Genomic DNA, 23,085 nt, shown 5'->3' with positions numbered 1-23,085 from the left:
GTCCGTGTTCCTTCGGAGGTGATCTAACATGGCGACAGAAACCCCTGACGTACCGGCCGATTCTGAGGAACAAGCCTGGTGGGGTGGCGAATCAAGCGTCAGCCGGATCCGCGGCGTCGCCTTCGAGTACACGACGCTGTTTGCGACGCTGTTCGGTATCTTGATGGTCGCGATACTGCTGATCTACGTGTCGGTCGACGCGATCGAGCCGTTTACCGCCGACCCAGTCTGGCATCTGACGTTCTTCGGGCTGTTCGTTGTGCCCTCGGTCACAACGTGGGTGGTACTCGGACGGGTGAACCCGACCGCTCGGACGGTTGGCAGTAACACATTCGGGATGATCCTCGGTGGACTCTTTGTTGCGGCCGGACTCGTTATCGTGATCGTCAAAACATACGGATCGATCGCTTGGTTTGCGGTGTCGATTTCGGTGGCGATCGGGGCGGCCGCGTTCTATGGCTATTTGCAAAAACGGCCGCGAATGAACATCATCGAGCAGGCAGCGGTGTTTGTCGCGCTGGCAATCCTCACTGTGACCGGGATCCCGGCGATCGAGCCGCTTGGGACGCCGGAACTGCTCTCGCCGATCTGGGCGTTCATTCTCGTCGCGCCGTTTATCCCACTCGAGTGGACCGCACTTGCGGTAACGCTCGGTCCCTTGGCCGGCGCGATCGCTGCCAGACGAGTTGGCAGTGATCGCGAAATTGAGACGCCCTGGACAGTGGTGCTCGGGGCGGTGGTCGCGGGGTCGCTCGCTGCCGGCGCGATCGCGGCGACGCTTGGCTGGAACGCCGAGGCCGCAGTTGTGATATTCGTGACCATCGCGGTGCCGATCGGCATCTATCTCGACGGTGTGCGCACGCACGATCCGTCGGCGATCGTCGGGCTCGTCTTTCCGGCGGTCGTCATCGGTGGACTCGTCGCTGCGATCGTGACGACCGAGACGCTCGGATTCGCTCGCCCCGACGCGTGGCTCGATTGGGGCTTTCTCACGTCGGTCCACTCGCGAACCGCCGAGGATGCGGGGATCTACCCGGCGCTCGTTGGCTCGGTGTTGATGATTCTCGTGATCGCCGCCTCGGCGTTCCCCGTGGGGGTCGGTGCGGCGATCTATCTCGAGGAGTACGCGCCGAACTCCGGCTGGCTCGGCCAGCTTGTTCGGCTCATCAAGATCAACATCGGGAACCTCGCGGGCGTGCCGTCTGTCGTCTACGGCATGCTCGGACTGGCCCTTATTATTCGGTTTATCGGGCTGCCGTTGGGGACGGTGATCGTCGGCGGCTTCACGATCGGGTTGTTGATCCTCCCGATCGTCATCATCTCCGCACAGGAGGCGATCCGCGCGGTGCCGGACTCGATGCGGCAAGCGTCCTACGGGATGGGTGCGACGCGGTGGCAGACGACGCGAAACGTGGTGTTGCCCCAGGCGATGCCCGGTATCCTCACCGGAACGATCTTGGCGTTGGGTCGGGCGATTGGCGAGACCGCGCCGCTCATTCTGATCGGCGCGGCGACGACGATCTACCGGCCGCCTGGTGGGATCTTCTCGAAGTTCAGCGCGATGCCGAAGCAGATCCACTCGTGGGTCGTCAACTACCCGCAAGCAGACTTCAGATACGGCGTAATGGCCGCAGGCGTGGTGACGCTGTTGGTCGTGCTCTTGGGCATGAACGCCGCAGCGATCATCATTCGAAATAAATATCAGCGGAACCAGTAATCATGGCACACGAACCAATGGAGCCATCCGAATCCGACACGGACAGCGCGACAGAGACGCTTATCTCACCGAGCCCCGGCAGCGAGGCGCTCGACGCCGGCCGGCTCGCGACAGACGCCGGAACGACCGAACCGGTCATCCAGGCGCGAGACGTCAGCGTTTACTACAACGACGATCGCGCGCTCAACAGCGTCACAATGGACATCCCAAAAAACCGGGTGACGGCCATGGTTGGCCCGTCCGGCTGTGGGAAGTCCACATTCTTGCGGTGTATCAACCGCATGAACGACCTCATCGACGCAGCCCGCGTCGAAGGAGAGCTGCTCTTTGAGGGTAAGAACGTCTACGACGATGATGTCGATCCGGTCGTCCTCCGGCGTCGAATCGGGATGGTGTTTCAGGCTCCAAATCCATTCCCGAAGTCGATCTACGACAACGTCGCCTACGGACCGAAAATCCAGGGTGATACCCGAAACCTCGACGAGCGCGTCGAGCGGGCGCTCAAGGGCGCAGCGCTGTGGGACGAGGTCAAAGACCAACTCGACAGCTCGGGATTGGACCTCTCGGGCGGTCAACAACAGCGGCTATGTATCGCCCGAGCGATCGCAGTTGACCCGGACGTCATTTTGATGGACGAGCCGGCCTCCGCGCTCGATCCGGTCGCAACCTCGAAGATCGAGGATCTGATCGCCGATCTCGCAGAAGAGTACACCGTCGTTATTGTCACCCACAACATGCAGCAGGCCGCACGGATTTCCGACAAGACTGCGGTATTCCTCACCGGCGGGAACCTCGCAGAGTTCGACGATACGGCGAAGATCTTCGAAAACCCCGAGAATCAGGAAGTCGAAGACTATATTACTGGGAAGTTTGGCTGATCGGCCGGGTTATTGGTCTGAACAGACGTCTATATCTCTCACAGTTCGACTCTGAGGACAACGCTTTTGCGTCGGCTCGATCGACGTAGGATAAGTATGCCACGAAACGAGTATCAGGCTGATCTAGAGGCTCTCCGTGACGACGTATTATATATGAGTGAGGTGGTCGCCGAGCGCCTGCGAGACGGCCTCGATGCGCTCGAGCGGAAAGACGAGGCGCTCGCCCGACAGGTTATCGAAGGCGACACCGAGGTGAACGATATGTACCTCGAACTCGAACAGGACTGTACGAATCTCATTGCGCTCCAGCAGCCAGTTGCGAGCGATCTTCGGTTCATCGCAGCCTCGTTCAACATCATCACCGATCTCGAACGAATCGGCGATCTGGCGACAAATCTTGGCGAGTACGCAACGGAAGCCGAGCAGGATGTGTTCCCCGATGTTGACATCCAGCTGATCGGCGAGAAGACCCTCGACATGCTCGATCGCGCGATGACTGCCTACGCGGGCGATCGCCCACAGATCTGCTATGAGGTCGCAAAGACAGACGATGAACTCGACGAACTGTGTGAGGCTGCAAGCGAAATCGTCGTTCGTGACCTGATCGACACCGAGCGCGCCGAGAGCGAGGACATCACCACACTGATGGCGGATGTCTCGCGGCTGTCGTTGACGATTCGGGATCTCGAACGGGTCGGCGATCACACAGTCAATATCGCTGCCCGAACGCTGTATATGATCGAAAACAACGACGAGTTGATCTACTGAGATACAGGGTTTTTGTCTCCTCGGCAGTCGAACAATTGACTGATTGGCAAACGTTCTTTTTGACGCTCTTCGTGTGTCGAGTATGAAGGTTGGGCTGCTCACGATCGGCGATGAACTCCTGTCGGGCGATACCGAGAACACGAATGCGAGTTGGCTCGCCAGACAACTCTCAGGACGTGGGGCGTCCGTTGAGCGAATCCTCGTGGTTCCCGACGATCGATCGCTCATCGCTGAGACGGTCCGAGAGTGGACGCAGCTGTTCGATGCGGTCATCACCACTGGTGGACTTGGCGGCACCCACGACGATGTGACAATGGACGCGGTCGCGGCGGCGTTCGATCGGACAGTCGAAGTTAACGACGCTGCCCGCGAGGACGTCCTCGAAACGATGGCCGCCTACCGCGAGGAACATCCCGAGTTGGTCGAACGCTACGACCTGCGAGTTGATCCAGACGCACAGGCATCGATTCCTGCGGGTGCGCGGCCACTGCTCAACGAGGTTGGCCTCTCGCCGGGGTGTGTACTCGAAAATAGCTACGTACTGCCAGGAATTCCAGACGAGATGCGGGCGATGTTCGGCCAGGTTGCAGAAACGTTTGGGGGCGATCGAGTGACGCGGACGCTGTATACCCCGGTTCCGGAGGGTGCAATGGGCGAAACATTCACCGAGTTACACGAGCGCTTCGACGTAATCGCGGGCAGCTATCCCGCTCGCCGACCCAAGCCGAATCGGATAAAAATAAGCGGCACGGATCAAACAGCCGTCAACGCCGCGACTGAGTGGCTCGACGATCGAATTGAGACTGTCGATCCCACAGAAGACTGAGGAGGCAAACGGGCGTTACTGGAACCCAATTCGGCCGCTGCGCGGCTCGCCAAAGGCGTCGCGGCCGCCGCCTTTGAACTGCTGTTCGATCTCCTCGTAGTAGGACATGATCTCCTCGTTGATCGTCGGCCGCACGGACTCTAAGGCCTTGCGGAAGTGCCGCATTTCGACTTCCTCGGCGTCGTCTTGTTCGCGCAGTGCCTCAATCGCGGCCTCTCTGGCGATCGATTCGAGATCTGAGCCGACGTAGCCGTCGGTAATCTCGGCGATCTCTCTGAGACTCACGTCCGCCGCCAGCGGCACGTTGGCGGTGTGGATCTTCAGGATTTGCTCTCTACCTTCCTCGTCGGGCTGGCCGATCATCACGAGCCGATCGAACCGTCCCGAGCGGATGAGCGCCGGATCGATCATGTCTGGGCGGTTCGTCGCCCCAATAACCATCACGTCGCCCATATCTTCGAGGCCGTCCAACTCAGTGAGCAGCTGGTTGACAACCCGCTCGGAGACGTTGTTGCCCATCTCTTGGCCCCGCGAGGGTGCGAGGCTGTCGAGCTCGTCGAAGAAGATGATCGTCGGGCTGACCTGTCTGGCCTTCCGGAAGGTCTGTCTGATCGCCTTCTCGGACTCACCGACCCACTTCGAGAGTAGCTGCGGGCCACGCACCGAAATGAAATTGGCGTTCGTCTCGCTGGCGACTGCCTTCGCCATGAGCGTCTTGCCAGTCCCCGGCGGGCCGTACAAGAGCACGCCTTTCGGCGCTTCGATGCCCATTCGATCGAACTTCTCGGGGTTCGTCAGCGGCCACTCGACGCTCTCTTTGACCTGCTGTTTCGGCTCCGAGAGCCCACCGACATCGTCCCACGTGATTTTCGGGAGTTCGACGAGCACCTCGCGCATCGCGGAAGGTTCGACTTCCGAGAGCGCGCCGTGGAAGTCTTGACGTTTGACGATCATCCGATCGATCAGGCTCGGTGGGATGTCTTCCTCGTCAAGGTCGATCTCTGGGAGGTACCGCCGCAGCGCCTTCATGGCAGCCTCTTTCGTGAGACTCTCGATGTCCGCACCCACGAAGCCGTGGGTCTCGTCGGCAAGATGATCCAAGGAGACGTCGTCCGACAGCGGCATGCCGCGGGTGTGAATCTGGAGGATCTCTTTGCGACCGACCTCGTCTGGCACACCGATATCGATCTCGCGATCGAACCGGCCGGGCCGACGGAGGGCTGGGTCAACCGAATCGACTCGGTTGGTCGCAGCAATGACAATGACCTGCCCACGGGCTTCGAGGCCGTCCATCATCGTCAGCAACTGAGCGACGACGCGACGTTCGACCTCGCCGGTCACGTCCTCGCGTTTGGGCGCGATCGAGTCGAGCTCGTCGATGAAGATGATTGAGGGCGAATCGTCCTTTGCGTCCTCGAAGATCTCTCTGAGCTGTTGTTCGCTCTCGCCGTAGTACTTTGAGATGATCTCGGGACCCGCGATCGAGAAGAAACTCGCGGAGGTCTCGTTGGCGACGGCCTTCGCGAGGAGCGTCTTTCCGGTGCCGGGTGGACCGTGCAACAGGACACCCTGTGGCGGTTCGATCCCCAGTTTCTGGAAAATCTGGGGGTGTTTCATCGGCAGCTCGACCATCTCACGAACCCGCTGGATTTCGCTTTGCAGCCCACCGATGTCCTCGTAGGTGATCCCACCGCCAGTCTTTTCGAAGCCGCTGATCGGCTCCTCCCGCAGTTCCACCTCGGTGTCCTCGGTCACGAGACAGACGCCCTCTGGCTCGGTTTCGACGGCAATGAGCGGAATCGCTTGGCCGGGCGATCGCATGAACGGATGGTTCGTACTCGACATTACAGGGACGATGTCGCGTTCGACGACCGGCCGCTTGAGAATCTGGCGTTTGACCATGCCGGCGGCGTCAGAGCCGAACTGGACGCTCGCCTCTTCAGGCGGAGCCAACACGAGCGTTTCAGCCTTTTCGGCGTCGGCTTTCCGAATCGTCACCCGCTCGCCGATGCCCACATCGGCGTTTTGGCGGGTGAACCCGTCGATTCGAACCGTGTCAGTGTTCCAGTCTTGTCTGTCTGCACGCCACACCTTCGCGGCCGTCAGCTCTGCACCGTCGATTTCGATAATGTCGCCCGGCGAGAGCTTCAGGTGCAACAGCGTGTCCGGATCCAGGCGGGCGATACCCCGCCCCGAGTCGTTCGGGTACGCTTTCGCCACCTCAAGTTGTACTTCGTTCATTGGGACCTCCTCGTTCGTAGCCGAGGTTCCGGCCGGTCTGGCGATAAGTCCTTTGTTCGCAGGGATCGCCAACGAAAGCGATCAGCACGGGTTGTCATCATATACCATACTGTGAGAGGCGGCGATACTAATGGTTGGCGAAAGCGCACCTGTGGTTTGCAACACGACGGCAGATCACGGGGGCGGCGTGGCGTGATCGAAGGGAGGAAACGCCAGTGGGGATCTGGTCGCCGTGATCGCCGTTCGCGGCGTTCACAACCAGAACACGTTAGCTATTAAAGTCATTTTCCGTCGTTGTGACAGCGCCTGTCGTTTCGACACACTCTGTCACCGTTGTCCACGCACCGGGTTCGATTAGGTCGCCTCGATTTCGGTCGCTGCCTTGCGGTACTGTTCGAACGTTTCGATCGCCCATTGTCTGACGGTCTCGTCCGTAGACTCAACGAGCGCCTGCATGGTCCCGTCGTCGCCGTAGGCACCGATCGCAACGACCGTGTCGGTGATGAGCAGCCCGAACGATATCGGGTCGGGATACACGTAGAGCTCCACGCGACCAGTCTGGATGACATCTTCGAGCGCGTCGCCGTCGCGTTGGAGCATCGACAGCACGTCCTTGGACAACACCGTCACCGCGGAGGCGCTTTGCTCCATGATCGCCTTGTAGTACGTCTCGTTGTAGAACGGGGCGTTGATCGGTGCGATCGTTCGGATCGTATCCGTCCCAGAGACTCGATTCAGTGCCCGATCTTCCGGCTCGTACGGCGAGTGTGGCTTCCGAATCGTAACGGTTGCGTCCTCGAACGCCTCTGGGGACAGCGAGCAGACGTCTCTGGGGAACCACCGAAAGAACGGTTGGAGCTTCAACAGCGTCGCTGTCTTCGACAGCGTCTCTGCGAATTCTTCGGCAAACACGGCTCCGGTCGGCGTCAACCTAAACCCCGCTGTGGTCTGTTCGACCCAACCGGCTTCAATGAGCCCGTCGGTGACGCGGCGGATTGTCCGGCTGGACGCATCAATTGAGGCTTCAAGCTCTCCTCGCGTCCGTTCGCCACTTCGGAGGTGCTCCAGTACGCGGACTCGATGGATCGATCGCGTGACGTACTCGATCGCCGATACTGCCTCTTTCATGTCAATGTATTCGGGATCGTGGAGGGATACATATAATTGTATATACTCCATCGACTCAGTGTCCAGTCACTCGATCTCACGTCACCACTGATTGGCTGCGATAGGATCCCCGATGGGGACCGTTTTGCCGTCGGATAGCAAACCCCTGTTCATGCACACGCTTGCGTTTGACGGCCGAAGTGGGGCCAGCGGGGATATGCTGCTCGGTGCGCTGGTTTCGATCGGTGCGGATCGGTCCGCGCTCGATCCGATCGAAGCGGCGCTTGACGTCGAGTTTCGCATTGATTCAACAGTGAAAAACGGCATCGACTCGACAGCGGTTTCGGTGGTCCTCACAGACGATCACGGAACACACGCTGCTGATGAGCGCGACTCAGCGACCGCAGAAGGCCACGGGCCACACCGCCACTACGAGGAGGTGATCGAGATTGTCGAATCGATCGACCTGCCGGCGGCCGTGACCGACTCGGCGATTGGGGCGTTCCGCCGGCTCGGCGAAGCCGAGGCGACCATCCACGGCGAGTCGCTCTCGGCGATCCACTTTCACGAGGTCGGTGCGGACGACGCGATCGCCGACGTGACCGGAGTCATGGCGCTCTTAGCAGATCTCGATCCCGATCGAGTCGTCACCACACCGATCGCCGTCGGTGGCGGGAGCGTCGAGATGAGCCACGGGACGTATCCGATCCCGGCTCCTGCGGTCGTCGAGATCGCCGCCGACGCCGACTGGTCGATCGTCGGCGGGCCGGTCGACGCAGAGCTTCTGACCCCAACCGGGGCGGCAATCCTCGCAGAGATCGCCGATGGCGTCGACGCGCTCCCGGCGATCGACGTCGACACGAGCGGCTACGGGGCCGGAGCACGGACGTTCGATCGCCATCCAAACGTCCTCAGAGCCATCTCCGGGCACGCTGATGGCGGGCTTTCGACGGAGCCGATCACGGTTCTCGAAACGAATCTCGACGACGCAACGCCGGAGACGCTCGGATCGCTCCAAGAGACGCTGACAGATGCTGGCGCACGAGACGTGTCGATCGTCCCGACGACGATGAAAAAATCTCGGCCGGGGCATCTGGTAAAGGTGATCGTCCACCCGGCGGACGCCGAACGCGTCGCCCACCGACTCGCCGTCGAGACTGGCACACTCGGGATTCGAGAACACGGCGCAGGCCACCGCTGGACGGCCGATCGCTCCTTCGAGACTGCGCGAATCGAGATCGACGGCGAGGCGTTCGATGTGTCGGTCAAGGTCGCGTCGACAACGGACGGCGCGGTGTACGACGTCAGTGCCGAACACGATGACGTAGCTGCGGTCGCCGCCGAAACTGGCCTCGCCGTTCGCGAGGTCGCCCGCCGGGCTGAGGCGATCGTTCACGATCGGCTCGCAGACGCCGTCGAAGACTGATCGACACCGATCAATGGTTACTGGGTTTCGTCTGCGTTTCTATCCGAGCCACGATCGGCTCGGTCGTCGCGGTCACCCTCCGCTCCCGCGGATACGTCTCTTGACTCACCCTCGTGGCTTTCAGAGTCACTCTCACTTTCGTGCGCAGAGAGCGCTTCGTCGACAGTCAACTCCCCGTGAGCCACCCGTCTGGCGAGCGGCTCTGAGATGGTTCGCCCGCCGGCCGATCGTCGTCTGGATTCGTTTTTGATCCGCTGGAGTTCGCCGTCTGTGGGATCGATCTCGATCGAATCGATCCGCTCGCCCTCGAGCCGCGCGATATTCGTCGCTGCAAGCACATCGCCCATTCCCCGCGCTCCTGCGCCGAGATACGGCGTCGTTCCGGTTTCGTCGACGAGTTCGACCGCTACGTCGGGCAGGTCGTTGACGATTTGCGCACCCTGGAGTCGCGCACCGTCGCCGATCCGAACGAGGGGATCCGCGGCGTCTTCGACCTCCTCGCGGATGCGATCGACCGCTGCGGCCAGCGGTACCTGAAACGCGGCGGTCACGGTTCCGCCGAGCGTGACGACGATACCCGGTCGCGTCCCCGGGTCGACGCCAATAATGAGTCGGTCGTCCCCGCCACGGAGGATCGACAGCGCCTCTTCGATCGCGGGACGGATTCGCTCAGCATCGCCGTAGACGAGTTCGATGTCGTGATGGCCACCCAGATCGATCCGGTCCTCACGGGTCGTGAGCACGACGGTCGTCCGTTCGGGCAGCTCGTCTCCTGTATCAATCTTGGCCGGGGCGACTGTCGTGAAGGCCACACCCCGCTCGCGGAGGGCGGTCACCGCCTCGTGATAGAGCTTGAAATCCGACGTTGCGACGACGATCACGCTCTTCGGTTGGATCGGGAAGTGAAAACCACACCGATCGAGCCGCCCAATTGATTGCGACGCTGGACCGATCGTACGGGTCGATCACAGGTGTGTCGATCGCATGTGGACCAATCACGGGCGGTTGGATCGCGGTGTTTTTGCGCGGGCCGATCGAACGATCGATCGTGACTTCCGACTCGTCAGTGTCGACCGGGTGTGCAGCGCTCAATGAGCTGTTAGGTGGCGGCTTCGAGCGCGGCACCGTCTCGCAAATATACGGTCCGCCCGCGGCCGGGAAAACCAACGTCGCGCTCTCGGCAGCCGTCACTGTCGCTTTGGCTGGTGGCCGCGCGCTCTACATTGATACCGAAGGGCTGTCGATCGATCGCTTCAGCCAGCTCATCACAGCTCAAACCGACGAACCAGTCGAAGACGTCGCCTCGCGGCTCGTGATTACTGAAGCCATGGACTTCGACGAGCAGGCCGAAGCCGTCCAAGATGCCTCGGAGTTCGCTGAGTCGATCGAACTCATCGTCCTCGATAGCGCGACCGGTTTTTATCGACTCAAACGGACCGAAGAGACCACCGGCGGCGAGGCACTCCGCGCGGTTGCCAGACAAATCACTCACCTACTGTCGATCGCCCGTAAACACAATATCGCGGTCGTCATCACAAATCAGGTCTTTTCTGATCCCGACACTGACAGAACCCGCGGCCTCGGCGGACACACGCTCGAACACTGGACTGGTGTCGTCCTCCGGCTCGATCGGTTCCGCGGGGGCAATCGTCGAGCGACGCTCGAAAAACACCGATCGAAGGCGGTTGGTGACTCTGTGACGTTCGAAATTACTGATGCAGGACTGTCTGCGACTGAGCCGTTCTGATCCGGACGAGTGAGAGTGTGCTGCTCCAGACGAGTGGGGTGTGCTGCTCCAGACGAGTGAGAATGGCCGCAGCTACAACTCGCCGAGCTTTCGCAGCAGCTGGCCGCGGTACTTTTCATCGGCGTTGACGCCTTTCATTTCGAGGACATTCCGCTCGAGTTTATCCAGCGCGACGTGGAAGGCGTGATCTGCGCCATAGCCCTCTCCGGAGCCGGCAACCTGGCCGTGGCTGGTCCGCAGGCGGATCTGCGACTGGATCAACGGTGTGCCGCGGAGCTTCTCTTTGTGTTCGTGGAAGCGAACGTGCGCGTGGTGGACATCCATCTGCTGGTACTTGTCGACGACGCGGGCGATCGAGTCGGTGATCTCCCCGCGATCGATCGTGTCCAACAGGTCCACGTTCGTAATCTGAACATCCATCTGGGACTCTTCGGTGAACGTGAGCGCCCGAAGGACGTCGGTTTTCGTAATCACGCCGTCGACGACGTCCTCGCCTTCGGGGGTGACAACGAGCCCCGAGATGTCGTTGTCGAGCATCTTCTCGACCGCTGTTTTGACGCTCGTCTCTGGCGTTACAGTGAGCACAGGTGAGGTCGAGAGGTTGTACACAGGCAGATCAAGCATCCGATCGGCGTCGCCGCTGCGATCGCCTTTCTCCTGGCGCTCGTTGTCACGAACGACAAACTCAACGATGTCGTGGGTGGTGAGGATGCCGGTCAGCTTGCCGGCGTCGTTGGTCACAGGCAGCCGAGAGACGCCATTCTCACGGAGGCGGTTGATCGCCTGGCCGATATGGGACTGATCCGTCACCGTGAGCGGATCGCGGGTGTAGACCTGCTCGACGGTGAGTACATCCAGGTTATCGAGCACTGCTTTGAGGATCGTATCCGTGGTGACGATCCCGATGAGCTTCTCGCCGGCGTAGACGGGGGCGATGCGAACGTCCCCTTCGATCAACAGCCGTGCTGTCTCGCGAACGTCTTCGTGTTCTTCGATCCGCGGTGCGGGCTTCATCAGCACGCTTGCTTTGGTATCGTGTTCGATTCTCGATTTGACCAGCTCGCTCTCGCCGATCACGCCCGCGTACTCGCCGTCGTCGGTCACGATGACGCCCCGGGGGTTCTCCGATTCGAAGATCGACCGGACCTTGCCGATCCGCTCGTCGACATCAACCTCAATAAATTCCTCGACGACGATATCAGTGATATCCATAATCCAAGTTGATGCTACTCCGCGTAGTGTCTTGAACTTTGTTTCTATTCTCGCGGATCAACGCGATTGGGCAGATTTGAACCACGGTCGCTCACTGTGTTCGCTCCCTGGTTCAAATCTGCCAGCACCCATCTCGATTTCACGGACTCCTCGCTTCGCTCGCGGCTTTGCCGATCGCTTTCAAGGTTGCAAGCAACCTCGCATCACTCGTCGTTGGAGAATTCAGAGAGTGGGTTTGGGCAGATTTGAACTGCCGGCCTCCTCCATGTCAAGGAGGTGTCATAACCAGACTAGACCACAAACCCGTCCGGTTTCGCGTTCTGTCGCGTTTTCTCGTATCCGGGGGAGGTAATTGAAGCTTTCGATCGTGCTGCCGCATGTGGATTTTTCGCCCGCCAAGACCGATCGAGCCGCCCACGTCGATCGCTCTCGAAACTGCCCGGAGCGGCCGATCAGACGCCGTCGAGCGCCGCCGCGATCGGCTCACACCACCGCAACAATCGCTCGTCGTCTCCAAACCGCGCCGAGCACGCGAGCCCGATCGGCAGTCCCTCGTCGGTCCGGGAGGCCGGAATCGATACCGTTGGCAGGCCGCTGTGGGTCCACGGGAGGCTCATGATCGGATCGCCGGTCGTCTCGATCCCGTCTGGGGCCGGTCCGGGCGCAGCAGGCGACACAATTACGTCGATGTCTGCCTCGGCCATCTGATCGCACACCCGCTCGCGGAGCTCAACTCGACTCACGCGGGCTTGTGCCAGTTCGCCGGCGTCGATCGACCGGCCCTTCTCGATCACGGCAGCGGTTTTTTCGGCGTACCGATCGCCGTACGTGCGGTACCAGCGCTCGTGGCCCATCGCCATCTCCGCGGCGACCAGGCGTTCGTGCCGCCGATTGACGGCCTCGATATCTGGAAAGACCTCGAGTCGGGTCACGTCAAAGCCCGCCGCCTCGAGCCGATCGACGTGCTCCGTGAACGCCGTTTGTCCGACAGCTTCGGCCTGTTCGACGTACGGGCCCGCCGGAACCCCAATCGTCGGCCGTTCGCGCCGCGGGACAGATTCCGATCGCCACCCCGAACAGAGCACCGCAGCCGCGGCCCGCGCGCCAGCAATATCCTGCGTGAACGTCCCAACGTGGTCGACCGACGGTGCCGCTGGGATCACCCCATCTGTGGGAATTCGACCATAGGAGGGTTTGAACCCGACAACGCCGCAAAACGCTGCCGGGCGGTTCACCGAGCCGATCGTCTGCGTCCCGAGTGCGAGCGGCACGACTCCTGCGGCGACCGCTGCAGCCGATCCGCTGGAGGAGCCACCGGGCGTCCGATCGAGATCGTGAGGGTTCCGCGTCGGCCCGGGCGAGAAGTGGGCGAACTCGGCCGTGACGGTTTTGCCAAAGACGATCGCGCCTGCGTCGACCAGTGCGTCGATCGCGCACCCCTGTGGCCCTGCTAGTACCTCGGGTGGAAGTGACGAACCGGCGTGTGTCTCCAGTCCGTCGACGTGAAAAATATCCTTTACGCCAACCGGCACACCGTACAACGCCGGTCGATCGTCCCACGGCCGACCATCACTTCCGCTGGATTCGATCGCCCGAAGCTGTCGTTTGAGCCACCCGGTTCGGTCGGCTTCGGAGACGAACGCGTGGACGTCTGACTCGATATCCGAAAATCGATCAAAACAGCGGTCTGTGTACTGCTCGGGCGTCGTTTCGCCATCTCGGAGATTGGCGATCGCCGCGGCGAGCGGCGCGTCTGTGCGCATACGTGATCGTCACCGTCGAGGGATTTGACGGTTCCCCACGCGGCGAGTTCGGTTCCCGGGTGTGATCGAGCTGCTCAAATCGTTTTTTGTTTGCGATCGAGCTGATCGAGCCCGTATGCGCAGCCCGACAGGCTTTTACTGATGAACATATTTGTACATCACAAGACGAACTCATACATTGGTAACCGACAATGCAAACATACATCGAACTCGTGACCGACGGACAGGATCTGACACTTGAGCAGGCTCGCGACGCGGCGACCGCCGTATTCGAAGACGCCACGGAGGCCCAGATCGGCGCGCTGTTAGCGGCGCTTCGATCGAAGGGAGAGACCGAAGACGAGATCGCCGGCTTCGCACAGGGGATGCGCGCGGCGGCACGGACGATCACTCCCGACAGAGCACCGCTCGTCGACACCTGTGGGACGGGTGGGGACGACTACGATACGATCAACGTCTCGACGACGAGTGCGATCGTCGCCGCGGGCGCAGGCGTGACGGTTGCCAAACACGGCAACTACTCTGTGTCGTCGTCGTCTGGCAGCGCAGACGTCCTCGAAACTGCGGGCGTCACCGTCGACGCCGAACCCGGAGATGTCGAGGCGGCGATCGAAGCGGATGGAATCGGCTTCATGCTTGCACCGGTGTTTCACCCTGCAATGAAGGCGGTGATCGGCCCCCGAAAGGAACTTGGAATGCGGACGATCTTCAACGTCCTCGGTCCGCTCACAAACCCTGCAGGCGCACAGGCACAGGTACTCGGTGTCTACGACGCCGATCTCGTTCCGCTCATCGCGGATGCGCTTGCCCGCATGCCGGTCGAACACGCGCTCGTCGTCCACGGCGACGGTACGGACGAGATCGCTATTCACGGACCAACAACCGTTGCGGAAGTCAAGGGAGAGACGGTGTCGACATTCACGCTCACGCCCGAGGATCTTGGCCTGTCAACCGCACCGATCGCGGCGATTCAGGGCGGCAGCCCCGATGAGAACGCTGCTGATCTTACCGGAATCGTCTCGGGGGAGGTGACCGGACCGAAGCGCGACGTTATCCTCGCGAACGCGGGTGCGGCGATCTACGTTGCGGGGCTTGCCGATTCGATCGAAGCCGGTGTCGAGCAGGCCGCGGCGGCGATCGACTCCGGTGCGGCCGCCGAAAAGCTCGACGCACTTCGCGGTGCGACGGCGGAGGCGTAGATGGCGCGCGTGAAGATCTGTGGGCTCACGAATGCCGCAGACCTACAGGCCGCGATCGAGGCCGGTTCCGATGCGATCGGCATCATCAGCGAGGTATCTGTCGCCACGCCCCGCGAGGTCGACCGCGGAACCGCCGCAGAACTCGTCGCAGCCGTCCCGCCGTTCGTCACCGCGACGCTCGTAACGATGCCGGAAGATCTTGAGTCGGCGGTCGATCTCGTTCGAACTGTCCAACCGGACGCGCTGCAGGTACACGGCTCATTCGACGCCGACGAACTGGGATTCATTCGCGCAGAAACCGGCGTCAAGTTGATCCAGGCGATCGATCACACCGAGGTCGATCGGGCCCACGAACTCGATGGCGTCGTCGACGCGCTGTTGATCGATTCGACAGATGAAAGCGGTGCGGGTGGCACCGGCGAGACACACGACTGGGAGGCGACAGGCGAACTCGCCGAAACGCTCACCACACCGGTCGTCCTCGCGGGCGGCCTCACCCCCGAGAACGTTGCAGAGGCCGTCGGCGTCGCCGCGCCGTTCGGGGTTGACGTTGCCTCCGGGGTCGAATCCTCGGGTGGAGAAAAAGACCACACGGCGGTCGCGACGTTCGTCCGAAACGCGGGCCGCGAGCTTGAGGTGCCGATTCATGAGTAACGCTGTTCCGTCCGTGCGGCTTGATCGCGATCGCGCGGCGTTTCGGTCGCTACTGGCAGACCGCGCTGAGCCGATCGTGGCTCGAGTCGCCGCGACGATCGACTCCGACGTTTCGCCGCTTGCGGCGTACGCAGCGCTCTCAGAGAATCAGCCCTACAGTTTCCTGCTCGAAAGCGCCGAGAAGGTCGCCTCCAGCGATCCAGACGGCGCGTTCGGCTCCGGAAGCGATCCGGGCAAACACGCCCGATACTCGTTCGTTGGGTACGATCCGGATGCGATCGTGTCTGTCCGGCCCGAGGAGACCTCGTTTGAGCCACTGGGGCCGGCTGGCGAATTTGTAGCTGAGCGACTCTCCGGGGCCGATCGAAGTGAGACCAGCAACGATAGCGACACCAGCGACACTAGCGACACCAGCGACACAAGCAACAGCAGCGACGATCCTGACATACTCGATCGGCTCCGCAAGACGCTTCCAGCACTCGAACGCCGTGGCTTCCCAGCCACCGACCGCCAACAGCTTTCGGGGGGACTCGTCGGCTATCTCGCGTACGAAGCAGTGTACGACCTCTATCTCGAGGAGGTTGGTCGATCGCGCCCTGACAGCCCGCTTCCGGATGCGGAGTTCGCACTCACCACCAAAACGCTCGTTTTCGACGACGTCGCCGACACCGTTGAACTCGTCTTTACCCCGATTGTCCGTCCCGACGACGACCCGGACGCGGTGTACGACTCGATCGAGGCGGAACTGGACCGCGTCGCTGAGCGCCTCGCAGCTGCGCGCGAACCTGTGCCAGGTGGCTTCACCCGGACGGACGAGGTAGCAGGCGAGCAGTCAGTCTACGAGGATGCCGTTCGAACAGCCAAAGCACACGTTCGTGATGGGGATATCTATCAGGGTGTTATTTCGCGGACCCGCGAGCTCACCGGCGAGATCGATCCGATCGGACTCTACGACGCGTTGCGAGAGATCAACCCCTCTCCGTATATGTATCTGATTGCGCACGACGACCTCTCGATCGTTGGTGCGAGCCCCGAGACACTCGTCTCTGTGCAGGGCGATCGGATCGTTTCGAATCCGATCGCAGGGACGTGCCCCCGAGGGGGAAGCCCCGTCGAGGATCGGCGGCTCGCCGGCGAAATGCTTGCAGATGACAAAGAGCGCGCCGAACACACGATGCTCGTCGACCTGGCCAGAAACGACGTCCGACGGGTCTCGAAACCCGGTTCCGTCGAGGTCGAGGAGTTCATGAACGTCTTAAAATACAGCCACGTCCAACACATCGAATCAACAGTAACGGGGACGCTCGCTGGCGATGTCGACGCGTTCGATGCGGCCCGGGTGACGTTCCCCGCGGGAACACTCACGGGGGCACCCAAAATCAGGGCGATGGAGATCATCGACGATCTCGAAGCGCGTCAACGCGGCGTCTACGGTGGCGGTGTCGGCTACTTCTCGTGGAGCGGCGATGCGGATTTCGCGATCGTCATCCGGACTGCAACGATCGATCACGGCCGAGACGCTGAGGACACGGCCGCCGCCGATCGAATAACCGTTCAAGCCGGCGCGGGGATCGTCGCCGACAGCGATCCGACCAGCGAGTACGAAGAAACCGAACAAAAAATGAACGGCGTTCTCGCGGCGATAGAGGCGATCGACGCTGACAGCGAACCCGAAGCCACCAAATCTGTGGAGGCTGACCGATGAGAATCCAGTTCGTTGATAACTTCGATTCGTTCACGTACAACCTCGTTGAGTACGTCTCCGAACAGGTTCTTCCGGACGACGAGCCGATCGAGACGTCAGTCCTGAAAAACACCGCCTCGATCGAGGAGATTCAGACGTTCGACCCTGACGCGATCGTCATCAGCCCGGGACCGGGGCATCCAAAGAACGACCGCGACGTGGGCGTCACCGCCGACGTGCTCACGGAGTTGAGTCCAACGGTGCCGACACTCGGTGTCTGTTTAGGGCTCGAAGCCGCCGTGTACGAGTACGGCGGAGCGATCGGCCACGCGCCCGAGCCGATCCACGGCAAAGCGTTTCCGATGGATCACGACGGTCGGGGCGTCTTCGATGGGCTTGAATTGGGGTTCCACGCCGGGCGGTATCACTCACTAATTGCGACTGAGGTTCCCGAGTGCTTCGAGATCTCAGCGACGACTGACCACGAGGGCGAAACGCTGGTAATGGGAATCAGACACCGCGAATACCCCATCGAGTGCGTGCAGTTTCACCCAGAAAGCGTGTTGACCGGCGCGGGCCACGACCTCATCGGGAATTTCCTTTCGATGGTCGCCGCTCAGTGAGCCAGTGCAACCACAACAGATCAATTACTTGATTTGACTTGACTATAACAATCCGAGCGTCGTCACGAGCAACAACACCGCGACGACGACGACCGCGATCGTCACCAGCCGCCAGGCGATCTTCAGAACGAGTCGGCCGATCAGGATGACGAGCAACACGCCGACGAGCACGATAAGTAGTTGTGCGGGATCGCCCGGGACGATCGGCTGTAGCGGAACGAGAGATGTTGGGATCATATACAAAGGTTTCACCCACCAGAGACATAAATCTATGACACATCCACGGACGAAACAGTCACCATTGAACGTCGATTTGATCGCCCACACACTAGCGGACTGGTCAGTTGAAACCACGTTTGTCACCAACAGCGCCGATAACTATCACCAGCAAATATTGCAGTTATCGTCTGGAATCCGTTGACGTGAATCGATCGTTTCACGCCAGCGGCACGACCACTTTCACTCCGCACTGAGTACGTTTATGAGGGTACACAACTAGATGTCGTAGTGCTACGCGATCGCCATCGATGGGGGGACGATCGCACCGTTCGCAGGAAACACACGAGAGCCATCCTCATCAATTCCAATTGGACTACTCCAAGCAAAGCTGAACACTTATGAGGCTGCCACCGATACACTACTTCCGTTCAATATGACATCACAGATGACCACCCGATATGGACGAATTTCGCCACAGATCCGCCGTACTGGCGAGGGGGCCGACGCGTGAGTAACGCCGACCTTGCCGCGGACGAGTTGGAACTACCAATCAAACGAACAACCGGTGATACGCTGGAGGACCGCCTGACCGGCAACGCGTATCACAACATCCTCCCCGCCCGGTACCTCCGAAAGGATGCCGACGGGGAACTCATCGAGACCCAAGAAGAACTCTTCGAGCGGGTTGCAAAGAACGTCGCCCTCGCGGAGGCGGTATTCGAGGCCGAAAAGCACGATCTCGAGATCACCGTCACGCCCGACCAGCTCAAACCCGACCACCCACGGCGTGACGAACTCGCCGAGGAGGTCTTCGGCAAAGGCGTCGCTGTCGGCGACGATGCCGAAACGACACTGTCTGTATACAACGTCAACAAGTTCGCCTACGAGACGATCGTCCCGGAACTGCCCGAGGCGGTCGCCGAGCACGTCGAATCGGTCGCCGATCGGTTCGAAGAGCAGATGACGATGCTGTCGTTCATGCCGAACTCGCCGACGCTCATGAACGCTGGCGACGAACTCCAGCAGCTTTCGGCCTGTTTCGTCGATTCCCCGGAAGACGACATCACCGACATCCACGAGACGATGACTGAGGCTGCGGAGGTCTTCCAGTGTCTCACCGACGATGCCACCGTCGCCGTCGAGGGCAAGGGACTCGTCTCGATTGCGGATGTCAAGCCCGGAGATTCAATCCTCCAGCGAGATGGTGATGGCTATCGAACGAAGCAGGTCGAGGAGGTCCACGCCTACGGCGACGCGCCGACGATGACAATCCGGACCGAGGCAGGAGTCGAGATTACCGGCACGCCGAACCACCGCCTCGCGATCAACGGCGAGTGGACCCGTCTCGACGAGGCTTCGGTCGACGACACCGTTTCCGTGCGGCTTGGCTGGCTTTCAGCCGATCGCCCGGCCGTCTCGCTCGAAACTGTCGAGGCCGGCCCACAGTGGCACCAGACACGAACCGTCTCGAACGAGGCGATCGAGACGCTTCATGCGGCCGGACTTTCCGACTACGAGATCGCCGCGGAGCTCGATTCTTCGCCATCAACCGTCCAGCGACGACGCGCAGACGAACTCGGGCTGTCCGCGAACGGATCTGGCGGGCGACCGCGCGGTCGGAGCTTCGACGAGGACCAGTTCCTGTCGCTGTACCAGGCGGGCCACACTGACGCTGAAATTGCAGCTGAACTCGGCGTTCACAACCAGACTGTCCGCGGGTACCGGCACGCACAGTCGCTTGCGGCCAATGGTGACGCAGTCAAAACGGTCTCTCAACCATCGACGCTGTCTGCAGAGCTCGCAGAGCTTGTCGGGCTATGGATCGGCGATGGCTCGGTCCATGAGGACGGCATTCGGTTCCACGTCTCCCGAGAGGAGACGCTTGAGCGAGTCGATCGGCTCGCCCGATCGCTGTTCGACACAGGCGCGGACTGGACGTGGAAAGACGGCTGCTACGAGGTGGTCATCCACAGCCACGAGGTCAAACGCTTCTGGCTCGCGAACTTCGGCGACGCGAAGCCGTCGTCGGCAGATGCACGGGTTCCCGATGCCGTCACGCAGGCCGATCGAACCGTCGTCGCGGCGTTCCTCAAAGGGCTGTTTTCAGCAGACGGGACGCTTACGAAAGACCTGTACCCACGGCTGTACAGCGCCTCTGAAGCACTTGTCGATTCGGTCCAACAGCTGCTTCTCGGCAGCGGGATCCCCGCGACCAAGTGGGATTGGGAACATGACGAGCGAGACTACTACTCGGTCGCGGTCACCGACGAACTCGGCCTTTCGCGGTACGCTGAGTCGATCGGCTTCGTCGACAGCCGATCTGAGACAATGCGTTCACAGCTTGAGGCTGTCGACGTTGGCGAGACGACTTGTGGGACAGTTCGCGGCGACACCGTCTGGGAGCAGGCGATCGAGTCGATCGAGACGGCTGGCCCCGACACGGTGTACGACGTGACCGTCGCGGACAACCACGAGTACGTCGCGAACTCGATCGTCTCGCACAACAGCGGCGGCGGAATGGGGTATGCCTTCTGGAAGCTCCGCCCCTACGGCGACGCGGTCGGATCGACGGGCGGGATCGCCTCGGGGCCGATCACGTTCATGCGAACGTATGACCGTATGTGCGAAACGATCGCACAGGGCGGCGCCCGGCGCGGCGCACAGATGGGTGTCATGCGTGTTTCGCACCCAGACGTCATCCAGTTCATCCACGCGAAGAACAAAGACGTTTCACTGGCACACAGCCTTCGGCTGAACGATCCTGACGACTACACGCACACCTCCTTTGCTGACGCGCTCGAAGAGGCGCGTGAACTGATCGACGAGGACGGAAAAGTGCCCAAACACCTCCGCAACGCCGTCGAAGGCCACCTCTCGAACTTTAACATCTCCGTCGGCGTCACAGACGACTTCATGGAGGCGTTGTACAACGACGAGGAATTCACCTTCACAAACCCACGGACAGAGGAGCCCCACATTGCGACGCCGGAGACGAAGGAGATCTACGACATGTTCGACCTCGGCGAGTACGTCGAGGTCGGCGAGGAGTTGTCGATCCCCGCCAGCGAACTCTGGGAACATATCATCCAAGGCGCATACGAAAACGGTGAGCCTGGTGTCATCTACCTCGAACGGGTAAACAAAGAGCACTCGTTCGACGTTGAAGCGCATCCGGATCACGAGATTCTTGCGACGAACCCGTGTGTCACGGGCGACACACTCATCAGCACCGAAACCGGACTCGTTCCGGCGGAAAAACTGTACGAACAGGGTGTTGCCCGCGATATTGTTGTCGATGGACGGCTGAGTGACGATCGAATAAAAGAGGCAAGTAGCGTCTACAAAACCGGCGAGAAGGACGTCTACAAACTCACAACGCGGGAAGGATACGAACTTCGACTGACGGCCGATCACCGCGTCATGACTGACGACGGATGGGTCGAAGCACAGCACCTCGATGCAGGCGACACGGTATACATCCAGAATCGAAAAGGCGAATTCGGCCAACACGGCACCGCAGCAGAAGGGCGTGTCCTCGGGTGGCTCGTCGGTGACGGACACCTCAAACACGGCGAAGAGCGGGCGGTGCTCAACTTCTACGACGAGGACAGCGAGATATCCCGTGAATTTGCCACAGACGTAAATAGCGTTGTCCGTGACGCGGTGAACGATCGGACCTATGAAGTCGGCGTCAACGACATTGCCCGTAGCGATGACTATCGAGGCCCACAAGCGATCGAACAGCGGATTAGATCGACGCGTCTCTACGAGTACGCCGCACAGGCGGGACTTACCGAAACAAAACACCAGGTACCCGATGCGGTTCTTCGCGGTAGCGAAACGATGGCACGTGGGTTCCTCCGTGCGCTGTTTACTGCTGACGGTGGCGTCCAAGGAACGACTGAAAAGGGCAATTCAGTCCGGTTGACGAGTACGAGCGTCGATCTTCTCAAAGGCGTTCAGCGGCTGCTTCTCAACTTCGGTATCGCGAGTAAGATCTACAAGGATCGCCACGAAGAAGGACTCCAAGAGATGCCCGACGGCAACGGCGGGACTGCAATGTACGAGCGGGCGGCCGATCACGATCTCGTTATCGCAAAGGACAACCTCTGTCGGTTCCGCGACGAGATCGGGTTCCTGCTCGATTCGAAGAACGAGGCACTCGCAGCGCGGCTGGACAGCTACGATCGCGGCCCATACAGCGAACCGTTCGAGGCGACCGTCGACTCGGTCGAAGCCGACGGGCACGAACCGGTCTACGATCTCACCGAACCTGAGACACACTCGTTCGTCGCCAACGGGCTTGTCGTTCACAACTGTGGCGAACAGCCGTTAGAGGAGTACGAGGCCTGTAATCTCGGGCACATCAACCTCTCAACGGTCGCCGACTTCGACGCGCCCGACTGGCGGGTGTGGTACGACGAACACGGCGACGCGTACGACGGACTTGAGGACGCGATGGCCGCGTTCTTGGATGAAGCGATCGACTACGAGGAGTTCGACGAGCGGATCGCCCTCGGCACTCGATTCCTCGAGAACGTGGTGACGATGAGCGACTTCCCGGTGTCGGAGATCGAACAGAAGGTCCGGGACATGCGAAAGATCGGCCTCGGCGTCATGGGGCTGGCACAGCTGTACCTCCAGCTCGGGGTTCGCTACGGCTCCGAGGAGGGCAACGAAGTCGCCCGCCAGCTCATGACTCACATCAACCACGAGTCGAAGTGGACCTCGCACAACCTCGCTGAGGAGCGTGGCGTATTCACCGACTGGGCGGACTCGAAGTACGCCGATCCGGTGCAGTACCGTGAGTGGTTCGAACACCACACCGGCCTCGATGCCGACGAGTGGGCAGACGGCTTCCCGATCCGCAACCACAACACGACGACGATCGCGCCGACTGGCTGTGTCGATGAAAACTCTCTAGTGTCGACTGACGAGGGGCTTCGGCCGATCAAAGATCTCGACAACACAAATGCGGAGTTCGAACAGTGGGACGAAATCGAAGTCGGTGTTTCGACCGA

Annotated in this window: 16 protein-coding genes, 1 tRNA gene and 2 pseudogenes; 12 read left to right on the top strand and 7 right to left on the bottom strand. The window is 60.9% G+C overall.

Annotation, left to right across the window (positions count from 1 at the left end):
• Positions 1 to 28 precede the first annotated feature (28 nt).
• The 4 genes from pstA to E5K03_RS02035 all read left to right on the top strand — a co-directional run bounded on the left by pstA (position 29) and on the right by E5K03_RS02035 (position 4,189).
• Complete coding sequence (gene pstA, locus E5K03_RS02050; RefSeq protein WP_138004711.1) at positions 29 to 1,717, top strand: phosphate ABC transporter permease PstA; 1,689 nt, start codon at positions 29 to 31, stop codon at positions 1,715 to 1,717.
• Between the two features lie 2 nt (positions 1,718 to 1,719).
• Complete coding sequence (pstB, locus tag E5K03_RS02045) at positions 1,720 to 2,595, top strand: phosphate ABC transporter ATP-binding protein PstB (protein WP_138004710.1); 876 nt, start codon at positions 1,720 to 1,722, stop codon at positions 2,593 to 2,595.
• A 96-nt stretch (positions 2,596 to 2,691) separates the two neighbouring features.
• Positions 2,692 to 3,363: a phosphate signaling complex protein PhoU gene (phoU, locus tag E5K03_RS02040; RefSeq protein WP_138004709.1), complete on the top strand. Its 672-nt coding sequence runs from the start codon at positions 2,692 to 2,694 to the stop codon at positions 3,361 to 3,363.
• Positions 3,364 to 3,445: 82 nt separating this feature from the next.
• Positions 3,446 to 4,189, top strand: coding sequence for a competence/damage-inducible protein A (locus E5K03_RS02035; RefSeq protein ID WP_138004708.1), 744 nt, complete (start codon positions 3,446 to 3,448; stop codon positions 4,187 to 4,189).
• Between the two features lie 15 nt (positions 4,190 to 4,204).
• Here the strand turns inward: E5K03_RS02035 and E5K03_RS02030 are convergent, their stop codons facing one another.
• Both E5K03_RS02030 and E5K03_RS02025 read right to left on the bottom strand, forming a co-directional pair.
• On the bottom strand, positions 4,205 to 6,430 hold the full coding sequence (locus E5K03_RS02030; RefSeq protein ID WP_138004707.1) for a CDC48 family AAA ATPase: 2,226 nt from the start codon (positions 6,428 to 6,430) through the stop codon (positions 4,205 to 4,207).
• Between the two features lie 354 nt (positions 6,431 to 6,784).
• Entirely contained in the window at positions 6,785 to 7,558 is a 774-nt protein-coding gene (locus E5K03_RS02025; protein ID WP_171006573.1) for a helix-turn-helix transcriptional regulator, read from the bottom strand.
• Positions 7,559 to 7,709: 151 nt separating this feature from the next.
• Here E5K03_RS02025 and larC point away from each other — a divergent pair, with 151 nt between their 5' ends.
• The gene (gene larC / locus E5K03_RS02020) at positions 7,710 to 8,963 is read left to right on the top strand and encodes a nickel pincer cofactor biosynthesis protein LarC (RefSeq protein ID WP_138004705.1); all 1,254 of its coding nucleotides are present in this window, start codon (positions 7,710 to 7,712) and stop codon (positions 8,961 to 8,963) included.
• A gap of 17 nt (positions 8,964 to 8,980) precedes the next feature.
• On the opposite strand, the gene E5K03_RS02015 is transcribed toward larC, so the two are convergent.
• Positions 8,981 to 9,844, bottom strand: coding sequence for a hypothetical protein (locus E5K03_RS02015; RefSeq protein WP_138004704.1), 864 nt, complete (start codon positions 9,842 to 9,844; stop codon positions 8,981 to 8,983).
• A gap of 140 nt (positions 9,845 to 9,984) precedes the next feature.
• Here E5K03_RS02015 and radB point away from each other — a divergent pair, with 140 nt between their 5' ends.
• Complete coding sequence (gene radB / locus E5K03_RS02010; RefSeq protein ID WP_394343957.1) at positions 9,985 to 10,710, top strand: DNA repair and recombination protein RadB; 726 nt, start codon at positions 9,985 to 9,987, stop codon at positions 10,708 to 10,710.
• 72 nt (positions 10,711 to 10,782) lie between these two features.
• Here radB and E5K03_RS02005 read toward each other — a convergent pair whose 3' ends face one another.
• The 3 genes from E5K03_RS02005 to E5K03_RS01995 all read right to left on the bottom strand — a co-directional run bounded on the left by E5K03_RS02005 (position 10,783) and on the right by E5K03_RS01995 (position 13,685).
• On the bottom strand, positions 10,783 to 11,922 hold the full coding sequence (locus E5K03_RS02005; RefSeq protein WP_137196477.1) for a CBS domain-containing protein: 1,140 nt from the start codon (positions 11,920 to 11,922) through the stop codon (positions 10,783 to 10,785).
• Between the two features lie 230 nt (positions 11,923 to 12,152).
• Positions 12,153 to 12,227 (bottom strand) — tRNA-Val (locus E5K03_RS02000).
• Positions 12,228 to 12,374: 147 nt separating this feature from the next.
• Positions 12,375 to 13,685, bottom strand: a complete 1,311-nt coding sequence (locus E5K03_RS01995) for an amidase (protein ID WP_138004702.1) — start codon at positions 13,683 to 13,685, stop codon at positions 12,375 to 12,377.
• A 191-nt stretch (positions 13,686 to 13,876) separates the two neighbouring features.
• Between E5K03_RS01995 and trpD the strand changes: the two genes are divergently transcribed.
• The 4 genes from trpD to trpG are packed head-to-tail and all read left to right on the top strand — an operon-like array spanning position 13,877 to position 17,845.
• Positions 13,877 to 14,884, top strand: a complete 1,008-nt coding sequence (gene trpD / locus E5K03_RS01990; RefSeq protein WP_138004701.1) for an anthranilate phosphoribosyltransferase — start codon at positions 13,877 to 13,879, stop codon at positions 14,882 to 14,884.
• A complete protein-coding gene (locus E5K03_RS01985) occupies positions 14,885 to 15,538 on the top strand; it encodes a phosphoribosylanthranilate isomerase (RefSeq protein WP_138004700.1) in 654 nt (217 codons plus the stop codon). It abuts the gene before it with no gap.
• Complete coding sequence (gene trpE / locus E5K03_RS01980; RefSeq protein WP_138004699.1) at positions 15,531 to 17,243, top strand: anthranilate synthase component I; 1,713 nt, start codon at positions 15,531 to 15,533, stop codon at positions 17,241 to 17,243. The genes E5K03_RS01985 and trpE overlap by 8 nt, the downstream gene beginning before the upstream one ends.
• Positions 17,240 to 17,845 (top strand): anthranilate synthase component II, encoded by a 606-nt coding sequence (gene trpG, locus E5K03_RS01975; protein WP_138004698.1) that lies wholly within the window; start codon positions 17,240 to 17,242, stop codon positions 17,843 to 17,845. The genes trpE and trpG overlap by 4 nt, the downstream gene beginning before the upstream one ends.
• A 42-nt stretch (positions 17,846 to 17,887) precedes the next feature.
• Here the strand turns inward: trpG and E5K03_RS01970 are convergent, their stop codons facing one another.
• Positions 17,888 to 18,082 carry a hypothetical protein gene (locus E5K03_RS01970; RefSeq protein ID WP_394343954.1) on the bottom strand — a complete coding sequence of 65 codons (195 nt, stop codon included), beginning with the start codon at positions 18,080 to 18,082 and terminating at the stop codon, positions 17,888 to 17,890.
• Positions 18,083 to 18,571: 489 nt separating this feature from the next.
• Between E5K03_RS01970 and E5K03_RS17985 the strand changes: the two are divergent.
• Together E5K03_RS17985 and E5K03_RS17980 are read left to right on the top strand one after the other, a co-directional pair.
• Positions 18,572 to 19,174 (top strand): annotated as a pseudogene (locus E5K03_RS17985) (ribonucleotide reductase N-terminal alpha domain-containing protein); the annotation flags it as partial.
• Positions 19,148 to 23,017 (top strand): annotated as a pseudogene (locus tag E5K03_RS17980) (LAGLIDADG family homing endonuclease); the annotation flags it as partial. The pseudogenes E5K03_RS17985 and E5K03_RS17980, both read left to right, overlap by 27 nt.
• Positions 23,018 to 23,085: the final 68 nt, after the last annotated feature.

This window comes from Halalkalirubrum salinum, from assembly GCF_005543295.1.
Lineage (GTDB): Archaea > Halobacteriota > Halobacteria > Halobacteriales > Haloferacaceae > Halalkalirubrum > Halalkalirubrum salinum.
This window is presented reverse-complemented; position numbering and strand designations above follow the sequence as displayed.

What these genes read in the sequence shown, in the direction of transcription:
- E5K03_RS02035 (WP_138004708.1), top strand. Translation starts at nt 3,446, where the DNA reads ATGAAGGTTGGGCTGCTCACGATCGGCGATGAACTCCTGTCGGGCGAT.
- pstB (WP_138004710.1), top strand. Translation starts at nt 1,720, where the DNA reads ATGGCACACGAACCAATGGAGCCATCCGAATCCGACACGGACAGCGCG.
- E5K03_RS02030 (WP_138004707.1), bottom strand. Translation starts at nt 6,430, where the DNA reads ATGAACGAAGTACAACTTGAGGTGGCGAAAGCGTACCCGAACGACTCG.
- trpE (WP_138004699.1), top strand. Translation starts at nt 15,531, where the DNA reads ATGAGTAACGCTGTTCCGTCCGTGCGGCTTGATCGCGATCGCGCGGCG.
- E5K03_RS01970 (WP_394343954.1), bottom strand. Translation starts at nt 18,082, where the DNA reads ATGATCCCAACATCTCTCGTTCCGCTACAGCCGATCGTCCCGGGCGAT.
- trpD (WP_138004701.1), top strand. Translation starts at nt 13,877, where the DNA reads ATGCAAACATACATCGAACTCGTGACCGACGGACAGGATCTGACACTT.
- E5K03_RS01985 (WP_138004700.1), top strand. Translation starts at nt 14,885, where the DNA reads ATGGCGCGCGTGAAGATCTGTGGGCTCACGAATGCCGCAGACCTACAG.
- pstA (WP_138004711.1), top strand. Translation starts at nt 29, where the DNA reads ATGGCGACAGAAACCCCTGACGTACCGGCCGATTCTGAGGAACAAGCC.
- E5K03_RS02025 (WP_171006573.1), bottom strand. Translation starts at nt 7,558, where the DNA reads ATGAAAGAGGCAGTATCGGCGATCGAGTACGTCACGCGATCGATCCAT.
- E5K03_RS02005 (WP_137196477.1), bottom strand. Translation starts at nt 11,922, where the DNA reads ATGGATATCACTGATATCGTCGTCGAGGAATTTATTGAGGTTGATGTC.
- larC (WP_138004705.1), top strand. Translation starts at nt 7,710, where the DNA reads ATGCACACGCTTGCGTTTGACGGCCGAAGTGGGGCCAGCGGGGATATG.
- trpG (WP_138004698.1), top strand. Translation starts at nt 17,240, where the DNA reads ATGAGAATCCAGTTCGTTGATAACTTCGATTCGTTCACGTACAACCTC.
- phoU (WP_138004709.1), top strand. Translation starts at nt 2,692, where the DNA reads ATGCCACGAAACGAGTATCAGGCTGATCTAGAGGCTCTCCGTGACGAC.
- E5K03_RS01995 (WP_138004702.1), bottom strand. Translation starts at nt 13,685, where the DNA reads ATGCGCACAGACGCGCCGCTCGCCGCGGCGATCGCCAATCTCCGAGAT.